This window comes from Pseudomonas sp. 1176_21, assembly GCF_052850635.1.
Map to the genome: position 1 here is coordinate 73088 of NZ_VXCV01000005.1, position 20275 is coordinate 93362.

Genomic DNA, 20275 nt, shown 5'->3' on the forward strand with positions numbered 1-20275 from the left:
CGCGATGGCCGTTACCGGTTCTAGAGCCATACGGCGTCCCAATGCGGATAGTCGCCGAGCCGCTTTACCAGCCCCGCCCGCAAAGGATTGGCAACGATGTAGCGGGCGACTGCGCGCACATCGTCTTCCCGTCTTAACGCACGATCATGAAACCCGGGCTGCCAGATGCGCCCCTGATGCCTGCAAGCCTTGAGTACGGCACAACCCGTGCGTGACTTGAAACGTCGCATGAGTGTCGCCAGGGTCAGGTTCTGCAACTCGATCAACCAGTGAACGTGGTCAGGCATGACGACCCAGGCCAGCGAGTGTGCACTGCCTTCTCGCTGCGCCTGCATGAACTGGGCTACCACCAGGCGCGCGATGTGGAAGTCCTGAAGAAGAGGTTTGCGGTGTTCGATGATGCTGGTAAGCAGGTAAAGTCGGCCAGGTTCCGAGAAACGGCCGCGGCGCAGGAAACGAGAGCTTGGACAGTCCATGTCGATCTCCTTGAGGTTGAAATCTCAAGGTAGTCAGGTGTGCACCTGCATGAAGGGTGTCATTGACTCCGGATGTGTCCGGGCTGGCCAATCGCGGGTCAAGCCCGTTCCCACAAGGACTTCAGCGGACCTGTGGGAGCGGGCTTGACCCGCGATACGGACGCTGCGGTCTATCTTTTGTTCAACCCCCGCGCCAACCGGTCCCCGCCCAGCTGGATCAACGCCACCAGCACTACCAGCATCACGATCACCGTCAGCATGATCTGGCTGTCAAAGCGCTGGTACCCGTACCGGTACGCGATGTCCCCCAACCCTCCGGCACCAATCGCACCGGCCATCGCCGACGAATTGATCATGGTCACCAGGGTGATGGTGAAGCCGCCCACGATGCCCGGCAGCGCCTCGGGTAACAGCACATGCCAGACGATGTGCCAGCGCCGGCACCCCATCGCCTGCGCCGCCTCGATCAGCCCATGATCCACCTCGCGCAGGCTCACCTCGGCAATGCGCGCAAAAAACGGCGTGGCCGCAATCGTCAGCGGCACCACCGCCGCCCACACGCCATACGTGGTGCCCACGATCAGCCGCGTGAACGGGATCAACGCCACCATCAGGATCAGAAACGGTATCGAGCGGAACAGGTTGACGAACGCCCCCAGCACGCGGTTCACCAGCGGCGCCTCGTAGATGCCGCCCTTGCCGCTGGTCACCAGGATCACCGCCAGCGGAATGCCCGCCAGCAACGCGATCAGCGACGACACGCCCACCATCAGCAAGGTGTCGAGTACCCCCTGCAACAAACGATCAAACCACATAGCCCAGCACCTCCACCTGCGCCGCCCACTGGCGTGCCCGTTCGATCACCTGCGCATGCCCGTGCGCCGAGTTGGCCACCGACACCACCAACTGCCCCAGCGCACGTTCCTGGATTGGTTCGATACCGCCCTGCAGCAGGCTCACCTGGCCGCCCAGCAACGCGAACAGCGTCGACAGTTCCGGCGCCTCGCGGTCGCGCCCGCTGACGCGCAGGCGCAGTACCAGCGCGGCCTGCGCATTCGGCGCCTCGGGCAGCAGGCGGGCCTGCAGGTGCTGCGGCAAGGCTGGCTGCAGCGGGGCCAGCAAGGTCTTGCTGACCGCGTGCTGCGGGTCGCCGAACACCTGCCACACCGCCCCCTGCTCGACGATGCGCCCGCGCTCGAGCACCACCACGCGATGGCAGATATCGCGGATCACCGCCATCTCGTGGGTAATCAGGATGATGGTCAGGCCCAGGCGCTGGTTGATGTCGCGCAGCAGCGCCAGAATCGAGCCGGTGGTCTCCGGGTCCAGCGCCGAAGTGGCCTCGTCGCACAGCAGTATCTGCGGGTCGTGCACCAGCGCGCGGGCAATCCCCACGCGCTGCTTCTGCCCGCCCGACAACTGCGCCGGGTACACCCCGTGCTTGTCCTGCAGGCCCACCAGCTCCAGCAGTTCGGCCACCTTGCGCTGGCGCTGGGCCTTGGGCACGCCGGCCACCTTCAGCGGCAGTTCGACGTTCTGCCACACGGTCTTGGCCGACATCAGGTTGAAGTGCTGGAAGATCATGCCGATGCGTCGGCGCAACGCCACCAGGTGGTCCTCGTTGTGCTCGCCGATATCGACCTGGTCGATCAGCACCCGGCCGCTGCTGGGTTGCTCCAGGCGGTTGAGGGTGCGGATCAGCGACGATTTGCCCGCGCCGCTGCGGCCGATGATGCCGAAGATCTCGCCGCGCTGGATGTTCAGGTCGATGTCCGCCAGCGCCGCCGTGGCCTGCCCGGGGTAGGTCTTGTTGACGCCGATCAGGCGCACTTGCGCGCTGCTCAACTCAGGGTGCAGCGCGTGCCGTGGCGCGGGCTGCGCAGGTGGGCTGGGGTGCGCCGTCTGGCGGGCGGTGGCAGCACTCATCTCAGCTCTCCCAGCCCGGCTGGTAGAGCTTGCCGTAGGCTTTGTCGAGGGCTGCGCGCACCACCGGCGAGTGCTGGTAGATATCCACGAACCTGGCCAGGCGCGGGTCGTCCTTGCTCTGCGGGCGGATCACGAACTGGATCACGTATTCCTTGTGCTCCACGCCGTCGAACATCAGTGCCGAACCTGCATCGAAGGTGTTGGCCAGGCGGATGTAGTGCGGGTAGCCCTGCACCAGGTCGGCGTCGTCATAGGCACGCACCAGTTGCACGGCCTCGACCTGCAGGATTCTGAGCTTTTTCGGGTTGGCGACGATGTCGTCCTCGGTGGCCTTGTAGCCCACCCCCGGCTTGAGCGTGATCAGGCCGGCCTTGGCCAGCAGTTGCAGGCCGCGTCCGCCGTTGATCGGGTCGTTGGCGATGGCGGCGGTGGCGCCCTGGGGCAGCTCGTCGAAGCTTTTGTACTTTTTCGAGTACAGCCCGACGTTGTTGATGATGCCCGGTGCATACGGCACCAGCGTCGAGCCCGCCGCGGCGTTGGCGTTTTCCAGGAACGGGATGTGCTGGAAGTAGTTCACGTCGAGGTCGCCGGCGGCGAGGCTGACGTTGGGCGCGATCCAGTCGCTGAACTCCACCAGTTCCACCTTGAGGCCCTGCTTCTTGGCCTCGTCCACGGCCGCTTCCAGGGCCGGGGCGAAGGCTGCGGTGGTGCCGACCTTGAGCGGTGCATCGTTGGCATGGGCGCCACCGATCAGGCCGAGGGCCAGGGCCAGGGCCGCGACAGGGCGGGCCAGAAATGTCTTAAGCATGCGGTTGCGCTCCAGTCGGGTTGAGGGTGCGATAGCCCGCGCCGGTGTGGTCGGCGGGCAGGTGCGGGCCGGCGGCGAAGAGTTTTTCGCGCAGGCTGCCGTCGGTGTAGGCGGTTTTGTACGAACCGCGACGTTGCAGCTCGGGGATCACCAGATCGATGAAGTCCTCATAGCTTTCCGGGGTGACGGTGCGGGCCAGGTTGAAGCCGTCCAGGCCGGTCTCCTCGATCCAGCGCTCCAGTTCGTCGGCAACCTGGGTCGGCGAGCCGACCAGGGTGATGTAGCGCCCGCCCAGGGCGTGCTGGTCGAGCAGCTTGCGCCGGGTCCAGTCGTTGTTCTGCAGGTGCTTGGTGGCGGACTGGATGGCGTTGCTCTTGACGTACTGGATCGGCTCGTCCAGGTCGTATTCGGCAAAGTCGATGCCGGTGGAGCTGGCAAAGTGCGCCACGCCGGCCTCGGGGCTGGCATGGCGCAGGTACTCGGCGTGCTTGGCGCGGGCCTGCTCCTCGGTGCGGGCCACGATCACGGTGAGGCCCATGAACACCTTCACCGCGTCGCCATCACGCCCGGCCGCCGTGGCCGCGGCGCGCACCTTGTCGACTTGGGCGCGGGTCGCGGCCTTGTTCTGGCCACTGATGAACACGCATTCGGCATGCTGCCCGGCAAACGCCAGGCCACGCTCGGAGGCGCCGGCCTGGAACAGCACCGGGGTGCGCTGTGGCGACGGTTCGCACAGGTGATAACCCTCCACCCGGTAGAACTCGCCGTGGTGCTGCACCTTGTGCACCTTGGCCGGGTCGGCGTACACGCGCTGTTCGCGGTCATTGCGCACGGCGTCGTTTTCCCAGCTGCCTTCGAGCAGCTTGTACAGCACCTGCAGGTACTCGTCGGCCTGGTCGTAGCGCCGGTCATGCTCGGGCTGCGCGTCCAGGCCCATGGCCTTGGCCGCGCTGTCGAGGTAGCCGGTGACGATGTTCCAGCCCACCCGACCATTGCTCAGGTGGTCGAGGGTCGAGAGCCTGCGGGCGAACAGGTACGGCGGCTCGTAGGTGAGGTTGGCGGTGAGGCCGAAACCCAGGTGGCGGGTGACCGCGGCCATCGCCGGAACCAGCAGCAGCGGGTCGTTGACCGGCAGCTGGATGGACTCCTTGAGGGGCACATCGACCGACTGCTGGTACACGTCGTACACCCCGACGATGTCGGCGATGAACAGGCCGTCGAACAGCCCGCGCTCGAGCAACCGCGCCAGGTCGGTCCAGTACTCGAGGGTCTTGTACCGGGTCGAGGTGTCGCGCGGGTGCGTCCACAGGCCGTGGTTGATATGCCCCACGCAGTTCATGTTGAACGCGTTGAGCAGGATCTTCTTTTTCGCCATCAGATGGTGCCCCGCAACGGTGGGTTTTCATCGTTGAGGTAGAAGTTGCCGATGGCGTGGTACTTCCAGCGCACCGGGTCGTGCAGGGTGTGCACGCGGGCGTTGCGCCAGTGGCGGTCCAGGCCGTGTTCGGCCAGGGTGGCCTGGCTGCCGGCCAGTTCGAACAGCGTGCTGCCGGCGGCCAGGGAGATCTCGGTACTGATGGCGCGTGCCTCGGCCACGGCGATGGAGGCCGCCGCGACGGTGTCGGCATTGGTCTCGGCCTGGGCTCGGTCGAGGTATTCGCTGGCGCGTTCGAGCAAGGCTTCGGTGGCATGCAGGCGGATCGCCAGGTGACCGAAGGACTTGAGCGTCAACGGGTCGTCGACTGCCTTGTCGATGCCCGAGTCGATCCATGGCCGGGTGCGCGTGCGCACAAAATGCAGGGCATCTTCATAGGCGGCGCGGGCGATGCCGGTGTCGATGGCGGCGTGCAGAATCTGCGCCAGCGGGCCGACCGGGGTCGGGCGCTCGAAGGCGCTCTGGAACGGCACCACATCGTCGGCCTCGACACGCACGTTGTCGAACACCACCGAGCCACTGCCGGTGGTGCGCTGGCCGAAGCCGCTCCAGTCGTCGATCACGTCGAGCCCGGCGCTGTCGGCGGGCACGAAGGCCAGCTGTTGTACGCCCTGTTCGTCGATCACCGAGGTGGGGATGCGCTGCGCGTACAGCGCGCCAGTGGCGTAGAACTTGCGGCCGTTGATGCGGTAGCCGTCACCGTCACGGGTGAGGGCGGTGGTGCGGTCGTGGGCGGTCTTGGTGCCCAGTTCGGCCAGGGCGTTGCCGAAGCGCCTGCCGGCCAGCACCTCGGCGTACAGGCGTGCCTGCTGCTGCGGGCTGCCGTTCACGCGCAGCACTTCAAGGGCGTAGAAATGGTTCTGCGGGATCTGCCCCAGCGAGGCGTCGGCCTGGGCGATACGGGCGATGACCTTGGCCAGGGTGACGTTGGACACGCCCGCGCCACCGAAGGCTTTCGGCACGCTGATTCCCCACAGGCCCGAGCGCGAGAACAGCGCCAGTTCCGGGTGCGGCAGGCGGCGTTCGCGATCGCGCTCGATGCTGTCGCGGCGCAGTTGTTCGGCAATCTGTTCGGCAGTTTCCAACGCCTGGGCATCAGAAGAGATGACCGCCACGAGATCGTGCGGTTGCGGCAATAGGCTCATGAGAGGGCTCCAGTGGTCTGGTCAGATCCAGGAATGCCGGGCAGGCAGGGTCGCGTTGAGGTGGTAGGCGCCCACGGCGTGGTACTTCCAGCGCACCGGGTCGTGAAGGGTGTGCACGCGGGCGTTGCGCCAGTGCCGGTCGAGGTTGAACTCGGCCAGGGTGGCGCGGCTGCCCGACAGCTCGAACAGCTTCTCGCTGGCCTGCAGGGCAATCTCGGTGGTCAGCACCTTGGCTTCGGCCACGGCAATCGAGGCACGTGCGGCAGCGGCGGCGTCGATGGGCGCGGCGTTGACCTCGTCGAGCACGCGCGCGGCGCGGCCGAGCAGCGCCTGGGCGGCATGCAGTTCGAGGGTCAGGCGGCCGATGTCGGCAATCACATACGGGTCGTCACTGGCGCGATCGACCTTGGCGTCGATCCACGGCCGCGCGCGTTCGCGCACGAAGCTGATCGCATCGGCCACTGCGGCCTCGGCGATGCCGGCGTCGATGGCGGCCTGCACCAGCTGCGAGGCGGCGCCCTGGATGTTGGGGCTGTCGGCCTGGCGCCAGTTGTCGAGCACCAGCTCCGCGTCCACCGGCACTTCGTTGAGCAGCACCGTGCCGCTGGCGGTGGTGCGCTGGCCGAAGCCGGACCAGTCGTCGACGATACGCAGGCCCGGGCTGCCACGGCGCACGAAGGCCATGACCTGGCGCCCGTCGTCGTTCAGCGCCTTGACTGCCACCCAGTGGGCGAACAGCGCGCCGGTGGAATAGAACTTCTGCCCGGTGAGCAGAAAGTGATCGCCCTGGCGCACGGCGCGGGCCTTGAGTTCGAGGGTGTTCTTGCTGCCGCGCTCGGGGCCGGCATTGCCGATGCGCCAGCCGTCGAGCACCGACTTGAACAGCAGGTGCTTCTGGCGTTCGTTGCCGGTGTTCTTGACCTGCTGGAGGATGCCGAACTGGTTCTGCGGGATCTGCCCCAGGGCCGGGTCGGCCGCACTGATGATGCGGAACACCTCGGCGATGGTGGCGAAGGAAACGTCCGGCCCGCCGTGCTCGCGCGGGATGCTGATGCTGCCCAGGCCGCTGCGGGTGAACTGCTCGATCTCGGCCCACGGCAGCTTGCGCTGCTGGTCGCGGCGGGCGGCCTGCAGGCGCGCGGCGGCGGCCAGTTCATGGGCGGCCTCCAGGGCCTCTGCGTCATTGCGCAGGACCTTGGCCGGCAGCAGTAATGGGGCGTTGTCCAGATCGCTGTGGACTGCGTCGTGTACCAAGCTGGACATCAGTACCGCTCCTTGGCTGCACTCAATGCCCTGGCGTTGCGCACTGGGGTGATTGTGTTCCTGACCATACCTACCTCACGTATTGGAAACGTCGCCGTGATCGATATGGGCGACAGAAATGCGCTGGTCCGGTGGTCCGGTCTATATACCCTAAGCGTGTATAAAAATTAAATAAACTAACCTTTAGGAATATGCATAGAAGTGCCTCCGCGGCCCTTGGCCGAACACCCGCAGGCGCACGGCCGGGGCCCACTGCGAGCAGTTGCCGACCTTGTCCAGAATGCAGTAGCTGGCGTCCAGGTGCTCGTCGTTGCCGGCTTCCAGCAGCACTTGGGTCGGGATCAGGCCCTGTATCGGGCAGCCGATACCGTCGCCGGGCAGTGGCGCCAGGTCGATGCGCAGGTCGGCCCAGCGCAGGGTGATCGCATCGCCTTCGGCCATGTGCCGGTACGGCGCGATGTTGAACGGTACACCCTGCCCGCAGCGGCTCAGATCCAGCCCTTGGCGCAGCAGCCGGCCAGGCAGGCGCAAGGGCGTCAGGTGCGGGTTCTCCGGGGTGGTCACGTAGCCGCCGGGGCAGTTCAGCTTGACCGCTACCTGCAATGGCGCGGAGCGTCGCGGGTGCTGGCCGGGCTGGAGCAGGCGGTAGTGCAGGGTGTTGAGCCCCGGGTAGAGCATCTGCCTGGGCACGCCGAGGGCGATCGAGGTGCCGGGCTCGCCGGCGCGCAGTAGATGCGCGGCCACGTAGCGGTTGCCCCAGAACAGCTCCAGCAGGTCGCCGGCCTGCAGGGTCGGTGCGGTCTGGATGCTGGCTTGCAGGTGGCTGGCGGTGTGCACGCCAATGCCATGGGGCGCGATATGGAGCAGGGCGGGGGGCGGCAGTTCAGATCCTTTGGCTGCGCGGTGCATGGTCCGTTTCCTTGTGCGGGTGGTGGCACGAGGCTTTGGTTATTGGCTGGATCGGCAGGTGAGTCAAGGTGCCCGATGGCCGTGACCGGGCAGTCGGCAGCGCTTCAGAGCGGTCCTACCCGAAGCGGCATGGGGGCTGTGGATAAACTCGGATTTGTCTGTGCTCGGGCGGTGCATCCGGGTCAGTGGGCGTGGCCCTGCGCGCCGAGAAACTTGCCCAGAAACTGGCGTGTGCGTTCTTCCTTCGGCGCGGCGAACAGGGCCTTGGCCTCGCCCTGTTCGACGATCACGCCCTTGTCGAAAAAGATCACCCGGTTGGCCACGTCGCGGGCGAAGTTCATTTCGTGGGTGACGATGATCATGGTGCGGTTTTCCTGGGCCAGGCCGCGAATGGTCGCCAGCACCTCGCCCACCAGCTCGGGGTCCAGCGCCGAGGTGGGTTCGTCGAACAGGATCACCTGCGGCTCCATGGCCAATGCCCGGGCAATGGCCACGCGCTGTTGCTGGCCACCGGACAGGCGCCGCGGGTAGGCATCCTCCTTGCCCGCCAGGCCGACCTTGGCCAGCAGCACACGGCCCAGGGCCAGGGCCTTTTCGCGGGGGGCCTTCTTGACCACCAGCGGCCCCTCGATGACGTTCTCCAGGGCGGTGCGGTGCGGGAACAGGTTGAAGTTCTGGAACACGAAACCGACCTGCTGGCGCAGGTGGCGAATCAACGTGGCCTGCTTGGCCAGCGGACGGTCGCCGTCGATCTCGATGTCGGCCACACGAATGCGTCCGCTGCTGGGGGTCTCCAGCAGGTTCAGGCAGCGCAGGAAGGTGGTCTTGCCCGAGCCGCTGGGGCCGATGATGGCGATCACTTCACCGGCCTCGACTGTCAGGCTGATGTCGTCGAGCACGGTCAGGCCGTTGAACTGCTTGCTCAGGCGGGTGACTTCGATCATGCCTCAGGGCTCCAGGTCATGGCGGTTGACCCGCGCTTCCAGACGGTTCTGCAGGTGGGCCAGCGCGCTGGCCAGCACCCAGTAGATCAGGGCGGCGGCCAGGTACATGGTGAAGATCTCGAAGGTGCGTGCGGTAATCAGCTGGGCCTGGCGGAACAGCTCCGGCACCTGGATGGTGGCGGCCAGCGCGGTGTCCTTGACCAGCGAGATGAAACTGTTGCCCAGCGGCGGCAGGGCGGTGCGCGCGGCCTGCGGCAGGATCGCGCGGCGCATCGCCTGGCCGCGGGTCATGCCGATGCTGGCGGCGGCCTCCCACTGGCCGCGGTCGATGGAGCTGATCGCGGCGCGCAGGATTTCACAGGCATAGGCGGCCATGTTCAGGGAAAACCCGATCAGCGCCGCGGGCAGCGGGTCCAGCTCGATGCCCAGCTGCGGCAGGCCGTAATAGATCATGAACAGCTGCACCAGCAGCGGCGTGCCGCGAAAGAACGACACATAGACCCGCGCCGTCCAGCTCAGCAGCTTGATCGCAGACAGGCGCATCAGCGCCAGGCCGAAGCCGATCAACAGGCCGAAGAACATCCCGCCCAGGCTCAGGAACACCGTGAAGTAGGCGCCCTTGAGCAGAAAGGGCGCGCTGTCCAGGGCCAGTTGCAGGCTCTCTTCGATCATTGCGTCACGTCAGCACTGAAATACTTCTCGGAAAGCTTTTTCAGCGTGCCGTCGGCGCGCAGTTTGCCGAGGGCCTTGTTGATCGCGTCGAGCAGTTCCGGCTCGCCCTTGCGCAGGGCCACGCCGGCTTCCTGGCGCGAGAAGGCGTCGCCGGCGGCGATGGTGTCCTTGGCCTTTCTGGCGTATTCCAGTGCCGCCAGACGGTCGATCATGATGGCGTCGATGCGGCCCACGCGCAGGTCCTGGAATTTGCTCGGGTCATCGTCGTAGGTCTTGATGATGGCCTTGGGCACGTTGTCCTTGAGCCATTGCTCGTAGTTGGTGCCCAGGCCCACGCCCACCTTCTTGCCGGCCAGGTCCTGCGCGGTCTTGAGGGTGTCCTTGTTCTTGGTCAGCACCAGGGCCTGGATGCCGGAAACGGTGTAGGGCTCGGAGAAGTCGTATTTCTTCTTGCGCTCGTCGGAGATGGTCACCTGGTTGACCACGATGTCCAGACGCTTGGATTCAAGGGCGGCGAGGATGCCGTCCCACTTGGTCGGCTGCAGCCTGGCCTTGACCCCCAGCTCCTTGGCCAGGGCCTCGGACAGCTCGACCTCGAAGCCGGTCAGCTTGCCGTCGGTGTCGACGAAGCTGAATGGCGGGTAGGTACCCTCCAGGCCGACACTGATGCTGCCGCTGTCCTTGATCTTCTGCAATTGCTCGCCGGCGACCGCCTGGCCAAGCAGGCCCAGGCCAAGTACCAGGGCAGCCCCTGTGCCCAGCAACTGTTTACCGAATACGGAAATCGTCATGACTGGCCCCGCTGATATCAATTAAGCCGTTATTGGTTGCCTGCTCCAGACCTCAGGGTAGGCGAATAATGCAGGTGCCCCACCGGTATGCAGAAAAATCAGCGGGCCTTCGTCGAAACGCTGGCGCGCGATGCCATCGAGCAGCCCGGCCATGGCCTTGCCGGTGTACACCGGGTCCAGCAGCAGGCCCTCGTGGCTGGCCAGCAGGCGGATGGCGGCCAGGGTGCCGGCATTCGGTTCGCCGTAGCGCGGCGCGAAGTACTCGTCCCACAGCTCGACCTTGAAGGCGTCAGGCAGGTCGATGCCCAGCAGCTCGGCGGTGCGTTCGGCCAGGCCCTGTACCTTGGGACGCTGGGCCTCGTCGCTGCGCGACACGGTCACGCCGATCAGCGGCAGTTGCGGCAGCGCTTGGGCCAGCGCCAGGCCCAGGCCGCTGTGGGTGCCCGCACTGCCGGAGGCCAGCACCACCCCGGCGAAGGTCTGCCCGCTGCGGGTGATCTGCTCGGCCAGCTCCAGCCCGGCGCGCACATAGCCCAGGGCGCCACGCGCATTGGAACCGCCAATCGGCACGATGTAGGGCTTGCGTCCGCTGGCATGCAGGCGCACGGCCAGCGCCTGCAACTGGTCATCGGCATCGTCGAGGTTATCCACAAGCTCGACCCTGGCGTCGAACAGCTCCAGCAGCAGGCGGTTGCCGTTGTGCTGGTAGGCGGGGGAATCGGTGCCGATGGGGTTTTCCAGCAGGGCCACGCAGCCCAGGCCCAGTTGCGCGGCCAGTGCTGCGGTCTGGCGCACGTGGTTGGACTGGATGGCGCCGGCGGTGATCAGCGTGTCGGCACCGCTGGCCAGCGCGTCGGCGGCCAGGTACTCGAGCTTGCGCAGCTTGTTGCCGCCCAGGGCCAGCGGGGTGAGGTCGTCGCGCTTGATGTAGATGTCGCGCCCGGCCCAGGCCGACAGGCGTTCGAGCCGGTGCAGCGGGGTGGGTGCATCGAGCAAGGGCAGGCGTTTGAAGCGTTCGAGCTGGTGTTCGATCATGGCATCGGGCTGACTGGGGAAACTTCGACTATAGGCAGCCGTGGGCGTCTCTTCCACTGGGCCGGCTTATGCCGGATTTATAGCCAAAGCGCATAAAGGGATATTTTTTCCGCCGTGGCCATTTGCCGTAAAGTGATCCGCAACAAGGCGGCCACCCCCTCCACAAGCCGCCGCCGCGTCAGGAGAGACAACCGTGAGCGACAACGCGCAAACAGGCCATTGGCAGTTGCAAACCCTCGTCAGCCAGCTGCGTTCAGCCCGTGACCAATGGCGCAGCCGCAATGGCCGCAGCAGTGGCGAGCAGGGCGGGCGCGAGCTGCCCTCGCGCGAGGCGATGCGCCAGATTCTCGAGCAGTTGTGTGGCGCGCTGTTCCCCATGCGCCTGGGCCCTGTGGACCTGCGCGAAGAGAGCGAAGACTTCTATGTGGGCAACACCCTGGACGCGGCGCTGACCGCATTGCTGGCCCAGGCGCGCCTTGAGCTGCGCTACGCCGCGCGCCAGGGCAAGGCCGAGTCGCTGGAGATTGACGCCCAGGCGCTGCGCCTGATCCAGGATTTCGCCGCCGCCCTGCCGGGCCTGCGCACGTTGCTCGATACCGATGTACTGGCGGCCTATCACGGCGACCCGGCGGCGCGCAGCGTGGACGAGGTGCTGCTGTGCTACCCCGGCGTGCTGGCAGTGATCCACCACCGCCTGGCGCATCACCTGTACCGCGCCGGGCTGCCGCTGCTGGCGCGCATCAGTTCGGAGCTGGCGCATTCGGCCACCGGCATCGACATTCACCCCGGCGCGCAGATCGGCCCGAGCTTCTTCATCGACCATGGCACCGGTGTGGTGATCGGCGAGACGGCGATCATTGGCGAGCGGGTGCGTATCTACCAGGCCGTGACCCTGGGCGCCAAGCGGTTCCCGGCGGACGAGTCGGGGCAGTTGCAGAAGGGCCAGCCGCGCCACCCGATCGTCGAGGACGACGTGGTGATTTACGCCGGCGCGACTATTCTGGGGCGTATCACCATCGGCAAGGGCTCGACCATCGGCGGCAATGTGTGGCTGACCCGCAGTGTGGCGGCAGGCAGCAACCTGACCCAGGCCAATCTGCAGCATGATGATGGGACGCAGAAGTAGATCTTCAGTGTTTTTGAAGGCCTCATCGCGGGCCGAGCCCGCTCCCACAACGATCACCGCTGTTCTTGTGGGAGCGGGCTTGACCCGCGATGGGTCGCACCGTAACCCCCATCCATGTTTAACTTGAACGCTCGTTCAACTTAAACGGTGGTCCGCTGCCGGTGTTCAACAGGAGGAAACCCTTTGCTGAACCCGTACAACTCAACCCTCACACACCCCCGCGAGGTGCACACGCAATGAGTGCACCGTCTTCGAATACCCCCAGCACTATCCGCATGAACCCCCCGGTGTTCTATTTTGCCGCCAGCTTCATCCTGCTGTTCGGCCTGGCCGTGATCAGCAACCCGCAGGTGGCCGGTGAATGGCTGCTGGCGGCGCAGAACTGGGCCGCCAACACCGTGGGCTGGTACTACATGCTGGCGATGACCCTGTACCTGGTCTTCGTGGTGGTCACCGCCTTGTCCGGCTACGGCAAGATCAAGCTCGGTGCCGACCACGACGAACCCGAGTTCAGCTACCTGTCGTGGGCCGGCATGCTGTTCGCCGCCGGCATCAGCATCACGCTGTTCTTCTTCTGCGTCTCCGAACCCCTGACCCACCTGCTGCAGCCGCCCCAGGGCGAAGCCGGCACCGCCGAGGCCGGGCGCCAGGCGATGCAGCTGCTGTTTCTGCACTGGGGCCTGCACGGTTGGGGCGTGTTCGCCTTCGTGGGCATGGCGCTGGCCTACTTCGCCTACCGCCACAACCTGCCGCTGGCGCTGCGTTCGGCGCTGTACCCGCTGATCGGCAAGCGCATCAACGGCCCCATCGGCTACGCGGTGGACGGCTTCGGCATCATCGCCACGGTGTTCGGCCTGGGCGCCGACATGGGCTTTGGCGTGCTGCACCTGAACTCGGGCCTGGACTACTTGTTCGGCATCCCGCACACCCAGTGGGTGCAGGTGATCCTGATCAGCCTGATGATGGGGGCAGCGGTGGTGGTGGCCATCGCCGGGGTCGACAAGGGCGTGCGGGTGATGTCCGACATCAACATGGTGCTGGCCTGCGCACTGCTGCTGTTCGTACTGTTCGCCGGGCCTACCCAGCACCTGTTCAACACCCTGATCCAGAACCTGGGCGACTACCTGGGCGCGTTGCCGCGCAAGAGCTTCGATGTGTACGCCTACAACGAACCGAGCGACTGGCTGGGCGGCTGGACGGTGTTCTACTGGGCCTGGTGGATTGCCTGGGCGCCGTTCGTCGGGTTGTTCATCGCACGGATTTCCCGTGGGCGCACCATCCGCGAATTCGTGTTCGGCGTGCTGCTGATTCCGCTGGGCTTCACCCTGGCGTGGATGTCCATCTTCGGTAACAGCGCGATCCTGCAGGTGCTCAATGGCGCCACGGCGCTGGGGCAGTCGGCGCTGGAAAACCCCTCGATGAGCCTGTACCTGCTGCTGGAAACCTACCCGTGGAGCAAGGTGGTGATCGCGGTCACGGTGTTCATCAGCTTCGTGTTCTTCGTCACTTCGGCCGACTCGGGCACGGTGGTGCTCTCGACCCTGTCGGCCCGTGACGGCAGCCCGGACGAGGACGGCCCCAACTGGCTGCGGGTGTTCTGGGGTGCGATGACGGCGCTGGTCACCAGCGGGCTGCTGTTTGCCGGCAGCATCGACTCGCTCAAGTCGGCGGTGGTGCTGACCTCGCTGCCGTTCTCGGTGATCCTGCTGGCGATGATGTGGGGCCTGCACAAGGCGTTCTACCTGGAGTCGCAGCGTCAGATCGCGCAGATGCATTCGCTGGCACCGTTCGCCAACTCGCGGCGCGGGCGTGGCGGCTGGCGGCATCGCCTGAGCCAGGCGGTGCACTTCCCCTCGCGGGACGAGGTGTACCGGTTCATGGATGACGTGGTGCGCCCGGCGATTGCCGAGGTGACCGACGTGTTTGCCGAGAAGGGCCTGAATGTCATCACCCAGGAAGACCCGAGCCACGACAACGTGAGCCTGAAGATCGGCCATGGCGAAGAGCAGCCGTTCATCTACCAGGTGCAGATGCGCGGCTACTTCACGCCATCGTTCGCACTGGCCGGGCTGGGCACGCAGGAGTTGAAGAACCGGCGCTACTACCGCGCCGAGGTGCACCTGAGCGAAGGCAGCCAGGATTACGACCTGGTGGGCTACAGCAAGGAGCAGATCATCAACGACATCCTCGACCAGTACGAGCGTCACCTGCAGTTTTTGCACATGGTGCGTTAGGGCTGCCGGCCCCTTCGCCGGCAAGGCCGGCTCCTACAGGAGCCGGATTTGCCGGCGAATGCCCCCCTCTTGCCAGCTACGCCCAACGGGGTGTTTTCATACCTTGATTCGTACCACGTAGTACGTAATCAATGGCCGCGGCGCACCGCCTCAAAACGGCTTGTCGCCCAGAATAGTCGCCCGATGCATTACCCGCCGCTGCGGTCGGTAATCGTCCACCGCGTAATGCTGCGTTACGCGGTTGTCCCAGAACGCCACGTCGTTTTCCTGCCAACGCCAGCGGATGGTGAACTCCGGGCGCGTGGCGTGGGCGAACAGCAGTTTCAGGATCGCCTCGCTCTCGGCCTCGCCCAGTTCGTTGATGCGGGTAGTGAAGCCTTCGCTCACGAACAGCGATTTGCGCCCGCTCACCGGGTGCGTGCGGATCACCGGGTGCGACAACGGCGGGTTGTTGCGCCGCGCCGCTTCCCAGCGCGCCAGGTCTTCGGCGGTGTTGCCAAAGCGCTCCAGCGGAAACGACTTGGTGAAGTCGTGGGTGGCGGTCAGCCCGTCGAGCAGCTGGCGCAGCGGCGCCGACAGTGCCTCATAGGCGGCAATGCCGCTGGCCCACAGGGTGTCGCCACCATAGGCCGGCAACTGCTTGGCGCTGAGCACCGCACCCAGCGCCGGGGTGGGCAGAAAGGTCACGTCGGTATGCCAGATGGCGTTGTCGCGTACATCGGTGACGGCCGTGTCGAGCACCAGCACCTGTGGCGTGTCGGGCACGTTGGGGTAGATGGGGTGAATGTGCAGATCGCCGAAACGCGCGGCAAAACTGGCCTGCTGCTGCGGGGTCAGCGGCTGCTCGCGAAAGAACAGCACCTGGTGCTGGAGCAGCGCCTGCTCCACGGCGTCACGGTGTTCACGGCTGATCTCGCGGGTCAGGTCGATGCCGCTGATCTGGGCGCCGAGCGCGGGGCTCAGCGGGGTAATGGTCAGGCTCATGTCGGTCTCTTTGTGCAAGTCTCAATGGCTCTGGCCATGCCAGGGCACCAGCTTGCGCTGCAGGGCGCGCAAGCTCATTTCCAATGCGAAGGCGATCAGGGCAATCACCAGAATGCCCAGCACCACCACGTCGGTCACCAGGAACTGCGCGGCTGACTGCACCATGAAGCCCAGCCCGCTGGTGGCGGCAATCAGTTCGGCGGCCACCAGGGTCGACCAGCCCACGCCCAGGCCGATGCGCACGCCGGTAAGAATGTCGGGCAGCGCGCTGGGCAGGATCACGTGGCGAATCAGTTGTGCCCGGGTGGCCCCCAGCGACTGTGCGGCGCGCAGCCTGGCCGGGTCGACGGTGCGTACGCCGGTGGCAGTGGCGATGGCGATCGGGGCGAAGATCGCCAGGTAGATCAGCAGCACCTTGGACAACTCGCCGATGCCGCACCAGATCACGATCAACGGCAGGTAGGCCAGCGGCGGGATCGGCCGGTAGAACTCGATCAGCGGGTCGAAGATGCCGCGGGCAATACGGTTGTGGCCAATGGCGATGCCGATCGGGATCGCGGTCAGGATCGCCGCGCCCAGGGCCAGGCCGATACGCTGCAGGCTCGCGCCCAGGTGCTGCCACAGGGTCGATTCCATGTAGCCCTGGGTCATCAGTAGCCAGGCCTTGCCCAGCACCGCCTCGGGCGAGGGCAGAAACAGCGGCTCGATCCATTCGGCGGCGGTCACCGCCCACCAGGCCAGCAACAGCGTGGTCAGGGTCAGTACGCTGATCCAGCGTGTGCTCAGGCTGCGCCGCACCTTCACGGGCACCGCTGCAGCAGCGGCAGGTTTGGCCGTTACCGGCAGGTCGAGGCTGCTCATGCGAGCTCCTTGCGCGGGGTGGCGCTGCGTTGGGAGAACACCCGCGACAGTACGTGCTCGCGGGTTTCGATGAAGCGTGGGTCGGACTTGATCGCGCGTGCCGATTCGCCTGCGGCGTAGCGCTGGCCGAAGTCCAGTTGCAGGCGCTCGACGATCTGCCCCGGGTTGGGCGCCAGCAGCACCAGCTCGGTGGCCAGGAACACCGCCTCCTCGATGTCGTGGGTAATCAGGAACACCGGCTTGGCGGTGCGTTGCCACACCTGCAGCAGCAGTTCCTGCATCTGTTCGCGGGTGAATGCATCCAGGGCGCCGAACGGCTCGTCCATCAGCAGGATGCGCGGGTCGGCAGCCAGTGCACGGGCCAGGCCCACACGCTGCTTCTGCCCGCCCGACAACTGCCAGATACGCCGGCTGCCGAAGTCGGCCAGGTCCACCAGGGCGAGCATTTCGCGGGCCCTGGCTTCACGTTGTGCACGGGGTACGCCGGCCAGTTCCAGGCCGAAGCCGACGTTGGCCAGTACGTCCTGCCAGGGCAGCAGGGCGTCGTCCTGGAACACCACGCCACGGTCGGCGCCGGGGCCCTGCACCGCTTGGCCATCGAGGGTGATGCGCCCGGCGCTGGGGGTGACGAAGCCGGCGATCAGGTTGAGCAGCGAAGTCTTGCCGCTGCCGGAAGGGCCCAGGGCCACCAGCAGCTGCTGCGGGCCCAGGCTCAGTGAGATGTCGGCCAGTACGGGTTCGGCAGCGCCGGGGTACTGTGCGCTGATGCGCTCCAGTTGTAGCAGGGCCATGAAGGGGCTCCGGTGTCAGTTGGTGATGAACTGGGCGCTGACATAGGGCGCGTAGTCGGGCAGTACCGCGTCGACCTTGCCTTGTTCCTTGAGGAAGGTGGCGGTGTCGGTGATGGCCTTGGTGGTCGGTGCGCCCAGGGCCGCGACCTGGTCGGCGGCCAACGGGAACACGTTGCCCTGCAGCAGGCCCGGAATGTCCGCGGCTTTGGCGCCGGAAAGCTTGACCAGCTTGTCGACGTTGGCCTTGTCGGCCAGCCAGGCTTGCGGGTTTTTGCGGTAGTCGGCGTAGGCGTCGAGGGTGACCTTGGCGAAGGCCTTGACGATCTCGGGGTGCTTGGCGGCGAAGTCCTTGCGCACGATCCAGGCGTCGAAGGTCGGTGCGCCTTTTTCGGCCAGCTCGCCGGAGGTGATCAGCACCTTGCCGTTTTCCTTGGCCACGCCCAGGGCTGGGTCCCATACGTAGGTGGCGTCGATGTCGCCGCGCTTCCAGGCGGCAATGATCGCCGGTGGCGCGAGGTTGAGGATCTGCACCTTGGACGGGTCGATGTTCCACTGTTTGAGTGCGGCCAGCAGGCTGTAGTGGCCGGTGGACACGAACGGTACGGCGATCTTCTTGCCGATCAGGTCCTGCGGCGAGTTGATGCCGCTGCCCTCGCGAGCCACCAGTGCCTCGGCGGCGCCGATCTGGGTGGCGATCAGGAAGGTTTCCACCGGCAGCTTGCGGGTGGCGGCGGCGGCCAGGGGGCTGGAGCCCAGGTAGCCGATCTGTACGTCACCGGAGGCGACGGCGGTGATCACGTCGGCGCCGCTGTCGAACTTGCGCCAGTCGATGCTGGCCTTGCTGGTCTTTTCATAGGTGCCATCGACCTGGGCCACCTTGGCCGGATCGACGGTGGTCTGGTAGGCCACGGTCAGGTCGGCGGCCTGGACGAAGAAGGCGGCACCGGCCAGGGCCAGGGCGGTGAACAGGCGCAGCGGGGCAGGCAGGGTCATGGAAAACTCCTCGTCAGGCGGGTAGGCGGTGTGGATGACGAGAAGACTAGTTGATCTAAGAATGCCGAAATAAATAACTTTTTGGCATTAGCTTAGGAGTCATTGGCTGGATGACCCGGGTCAAGGTGGTCGCTGCCAGGGTGGTGAACAATCGCGGGCTGCCGGGGCAATGAGGAAGATGATCGGTATAAAAAATATCTTTTTAAGAAGATATGGGTATTAGCTTATGGGCTATCCTGCAAAGCGCTGAAATAATCGGACTATATTCCGTAATAATCTGAAAAATTCACAAAATTGTCTTTTTTGATTTATAGGATTGTCATTATCCTTCGCACCCAAGGCCGGCGCCTTAGACCAAAGTAGTGAAACGACTGGTTACGATTGACTTATCAGTCACGCTTTGGTGCTAATCGCCAATCGTCTTTGGAGCGGAACGACAGAGTCTGCCCATCAAGCGACACACAAAAATTAGAATCGAAAGGAGTGATGCATGAATAAGTCCAGCCTGGCACTTGCCGTGGCCGTAGGGGTACTGGCCCAGCAAGCGGGTGCAGCCGGTTTCGTAGAGGACAGCAAGCTGTCGCTCAGTTCGCGCACCATGTACTTCAATAACGATGACCGCGAAATCAACCTGCCAGATTCTGCGCGTGGTCGCGGTGGTGATTCGCGTGAAGTAGGCCAAGGCTTCAAGCTTGACTACCTGTCAGGCTTTACCGAGGGCACTGTAGGTTTCGGCGTTGACGTTCAAGCGCTGTGGGGTATCCACCTGGATGGCGGCCGTGGTCGTCACCCGGACAATAGCTCCTTCTTCCCAAGTGATACTGACGGTTCGGCTTCCAGCCAATGGGCGCGTATTGGCGGAAACGCCAAGGCTCGCTTCTCCAAGACAGAAGCTCACTTCGGTAGCGCATTGGCACCTAACCTGCCAATCCTGGTATCGAACGACGGTCGTCTGCTGCCGCAGACCTTTGAAGGCGGTACCATCCAGTCGAAAGAAATCGACAACCTTACCCTCAATGGCGGCCAACTGACCCACGCCATGGGTCGTGCTTCGAGCAACCGTACCGGTCTGGCCGTTGCCGGTGGCGAGCAGGACAGCAACAAGTTCCAGTTCGCCGGCGGCGACTGGAAAGTCACTAAAGACCTGACCTTGCAGTACTACTACTCGAACCTGGAAGACTACTACAAGCAGCACTTCCTGGGTTTGGTACACGTCCTGCCGATCGCGGAAGACCAGTCGTTCAAGACTGACCTGCGCTACTTCGACAGCAGCAGCGATGGCAAGAATGGCGACGCTGGCTACCAGTTCAGCAACAACGGTGGTTATGCCAAGAACAGTGGCAAGGTTGACAACAAGACCTGGAGTGCGATGTTCACGTACTCTCTGGGAGGTCATGCCTTGCTGCTCGGGCACCAGCAGATTGGGGATGACGGTGGCTTCGTATGGGCTGGCCAAGGCAACGTGCTGGACAGCAATGGCCGCAACGAAGGCGCTGGCGGCTCGAGCTTCTACCTGTTCACCGATAGCATGATCAACCAGTTTGCTCGTGCAGGTGAAAACACCACGTTCGGTCAGTATTCGTATGATTTCGCGCGCTTAGGTGTGCCAGGTTTGAAAACTGCGATCTCCTACCTGCGTGGCGATGACATTCGTTACAAGAGCGGTAACGGTTCGTACAACGAATGGGAACGTGATGCGCGTATCGATTACGTGATTCAGGAAGGCCCACTCAAAGGTCTGGGCACCAGCCTGCGTCACGGTGTTTATCGTGGCAGCGGCGAGTCCTCGCGTGACCAAGACCAAACCCGCCTGATCTTCAACTACACCTACAACTTCATGTAAGTGTGATTGATGAAGAAACCCCGCCTTGCGCGGGGTTTT

19 protein-coding genes are annotated in these 20275 nt (G+C 65.0%); 3 read left to right on the plus strand and 16 right to left on the minus strand.

The features are described from left to right. Positions 1-20 precede the first annotated feature (20 nt). From FW760_RS13615 to FW760_RS13670, 12 genes are all read right to left on the minus strand, one after another. On the minus strand, positions 21-476 hold the full coding sequence (locus FW760_RS13615; protein ID WP_043861589.1) for an REP-associated tyrosine transposase: 456 nt from the start codon (positions 474-476) through the stop codon (positions 21-23). 170 nt (positions 477-646) lie between these two features. Next, complete coding sequence (locus FW760_RS13620; RefSeq protein WP_054915900.1) at positions 647-1291, minus strand: methionine ABC transporter permease; 645 nt, start codon at positions 1289-1291, stop codon at positions 647-649. Next, positions 1281-2402 carry a methionine ABC transporter ATP-binding protein gene (locus FW760_RS13625; RefSeq protein WP_043861591.1) on the minus strand — a complete coding sequence of 374 codons (1122 nt, stop codon included), beginning with the start codon at positions 2400-2402 and terminating at the stop codon, positions 1281-1283. Before FW760_RS13625 ends, FW760_RS13620 begins: the two co-directional genes overlap by 11 nt. Before the next feature lies 1 nt (position 2403). Next, positions 2404-3210 carry a MetQ/NlpA family ABC transporter substrate-binding protein gene (locus FW760_RS13630; protein ID WP_054915901.1) on the minus strand — a complete coding sequence of 269 codons (807 nt, stop codon included), beginning with the start codon at positions 3208-3210 and terminating at the stop codon, positions 2404-2406. Then, positions 3203-4585: an LLM class flavin-dependent oxidoreductase gene (locus FW760_RS13635; protein ID WP_116052479.1), complete on the minus strand. Its 1383-nt coding sequence runs from the start codon at positions 4583-4585 to the stop codon at positions 3203-3205. Before FW760_RS13635 ends, FW760_RS13630 begins: the two co-directional genes overlap by 8 nt. Continuing rightward, positions 4585-5790: an SfnB family sulfur acquisition oxidoreductase gene (locus tag FW760_RS13640; protein ID WP_446443823.1), complete on the minus strand. Its 1206-nt coding sequence runs from the start codon at positions 5788-5790 to the stop codon at positions 4585-4587. The genes FW760_RS13635 and FW760_RS13640 overlap by 1 nt, the downstream gene beginning before the upstream one ends. A gap of 21 nt (positions 5791-5811) precedes the next feature. Continuing rightward, positions 5812-7053 (minus strand): SfnB family sulfur acquisition oxidoreductase, encoded by a 1242-nt coding sequence (locus FW760_RS13645; RefSeq protein WP_078481611.1) that lies wholly within the window; start codon positions 7051-7053, stop codon positions 5812-5814. Between the two features lie 183 nt (positions 7054-7236). Next, entirely contained in the window at positions 7237-7962 is a 726-nt protein-coding gene (locus tag FW760_RS13650; protein ID WP_043861596.1) for a hypothetical protein, read from the minus strand. 182 nt (positions 7963-8144) lie between these two features. After that, positions 8145-8906 (minus strand): L-cystine ABC transporter ATP-binding protein TcyN, encoded by a 762-nt coding sequence (gene tcyN / locus FW760_RS13655; RefSeq protein WP_116052480.1) that lies wholly within the window; start codon positions 8904-8906, stop codon positions 8145-8147. Positions 8907-8909: 3 nt separating this feature from the next. Beyond that, a complete protein-coding gene (tcyL, locus tag FW760_RS13660) occupies positions 8910-9578 on the minus strand; it encodes a cystine ABC transporter permease (RefSeq protein WP_088514101.1) in 669 nt (222 codons plus the stop codon). Continuing rightward, on the minus strand, positions 9575-10369 hold the full coding sequence (gene tcyJ / locus FW760_RS13665) for a cystine ABC transporter substrate-binding protein (protein WP_116052481.1): 795 nt from the start codon (positions 10367-10369) through the stop codon (positions 9575-9577). Before tcyJ ends, tcyL begins: the two co-directional genes overlap by 4 nt. A gap of 21 nt (positions 10370-10390) precedes the next feature. Then, positions 10391-11404, minus strand: coding sequence for a D-cysteine desulfhydrase (locus FW760_RS13670; RefSeq protein ID WP_116052482.1), 1014 nt, complete (start codon positions 11402-11404; stop codon positions 10391-10393). A gap of 193 nt (positions 11405-11597) precedes the next feature. Between FW760_RS13670 and epsC the strand changes: the two genes are divergently transcribed. Beyond that, positions 11598-12530 carry a serine O-acetyltransferase EpsC gene (epsC, locus tag FW760_RS13675; protein ID WP_043861603.1) on the plus strand — a complete coding sequence of 311 codons (933 nt, stop codon included), beginning with the start codon at positions 11598-11600 and terminating at the stop codon, positions 12528-12530. 236 nt (positions 12531-12766) lie between these two features. Next, complete coding sequence (gene betT, locus FW760_RS13680; protein ID WP_054915907.1) at positions 12767-14764, plus strand: choline transporter BetT; 1998 nt, start codon at positions 12767-12769, stop codon at positions 14762-14764. Between the two features lie 150 nt (positions 14765-14914). Here the strand turns inward: betT and tauD are convergent, their stop codons facing one another. The 4 genes from tauD to tauA are packed head-to-tail and all read right to left on the minus strand — an operon-like array spanning position 14915 to position 18393. Further along, complete coding sequence (tauD, locus tag FW760_RS13685; RefSeq protein WP_116052483.1) at positions 14915-15748, minus strand: taurine dioxygenase; 834 nt, start codon at positions 15746-15748, stop codon at positions 14915-14917. A gap of 21 nt (positions 15749-15769) precedes the next feature. Then, the gene (gene tauC / locus FW760_RS13690) at positions 15770-16609 is read right to left on the minus strand and encodes a taurine ABC transporter permease TauC (RefSeq protein ID WP_116052484.1); all 840 of its coding nucleotides are present in this window, start codon (positions 16607-16609) and stop codon (positions 15770-15772) included. After that, positions 16606-17400, minus strand: coding sequence for a taurine ABC transporter ATP-binding subunit (gene tauB / locus FW760_RS13695; protein ID WP_043861607.1), 795 nt, complete (start codon positions 17398-17400; stop codon positions 16606-16608). Before tauB ends, tauC begins: the two co-directional genes overlap by 4 nt. Positions 17401-17415: 15 nt before the next feature. Beyond that, positions 17416-18393, minus strand: a complete 978-nt coding sequence (gene tauA, locus FW760_RS13700; RefSeq protein ID WP_043861608.1) for a taurine ABC transporter substrate-binding protein — start codon at positions 18391-18393, stop codon at positions 17416-17418. Between the two features lie 490 nt (positions 18394-18883). Here tauA and FW760_RS13705 point away from each other — a divergent pair, with 490 nt between their 5' ends. Further along, the gene (locus tag FW760_RS13705; RefSeq protein WP_116052485.1) at positions 18884-20236 is read left to right on the plus strand and encodes an OprD family porin; all 1353 of its coding nucleotides are present in this window, start codon (positions 18884-18886) and stop codon (positions 20234-20236) included. The last annotated feature ends 39 nt before the right edge of the window (positions 20237-20275 follow it).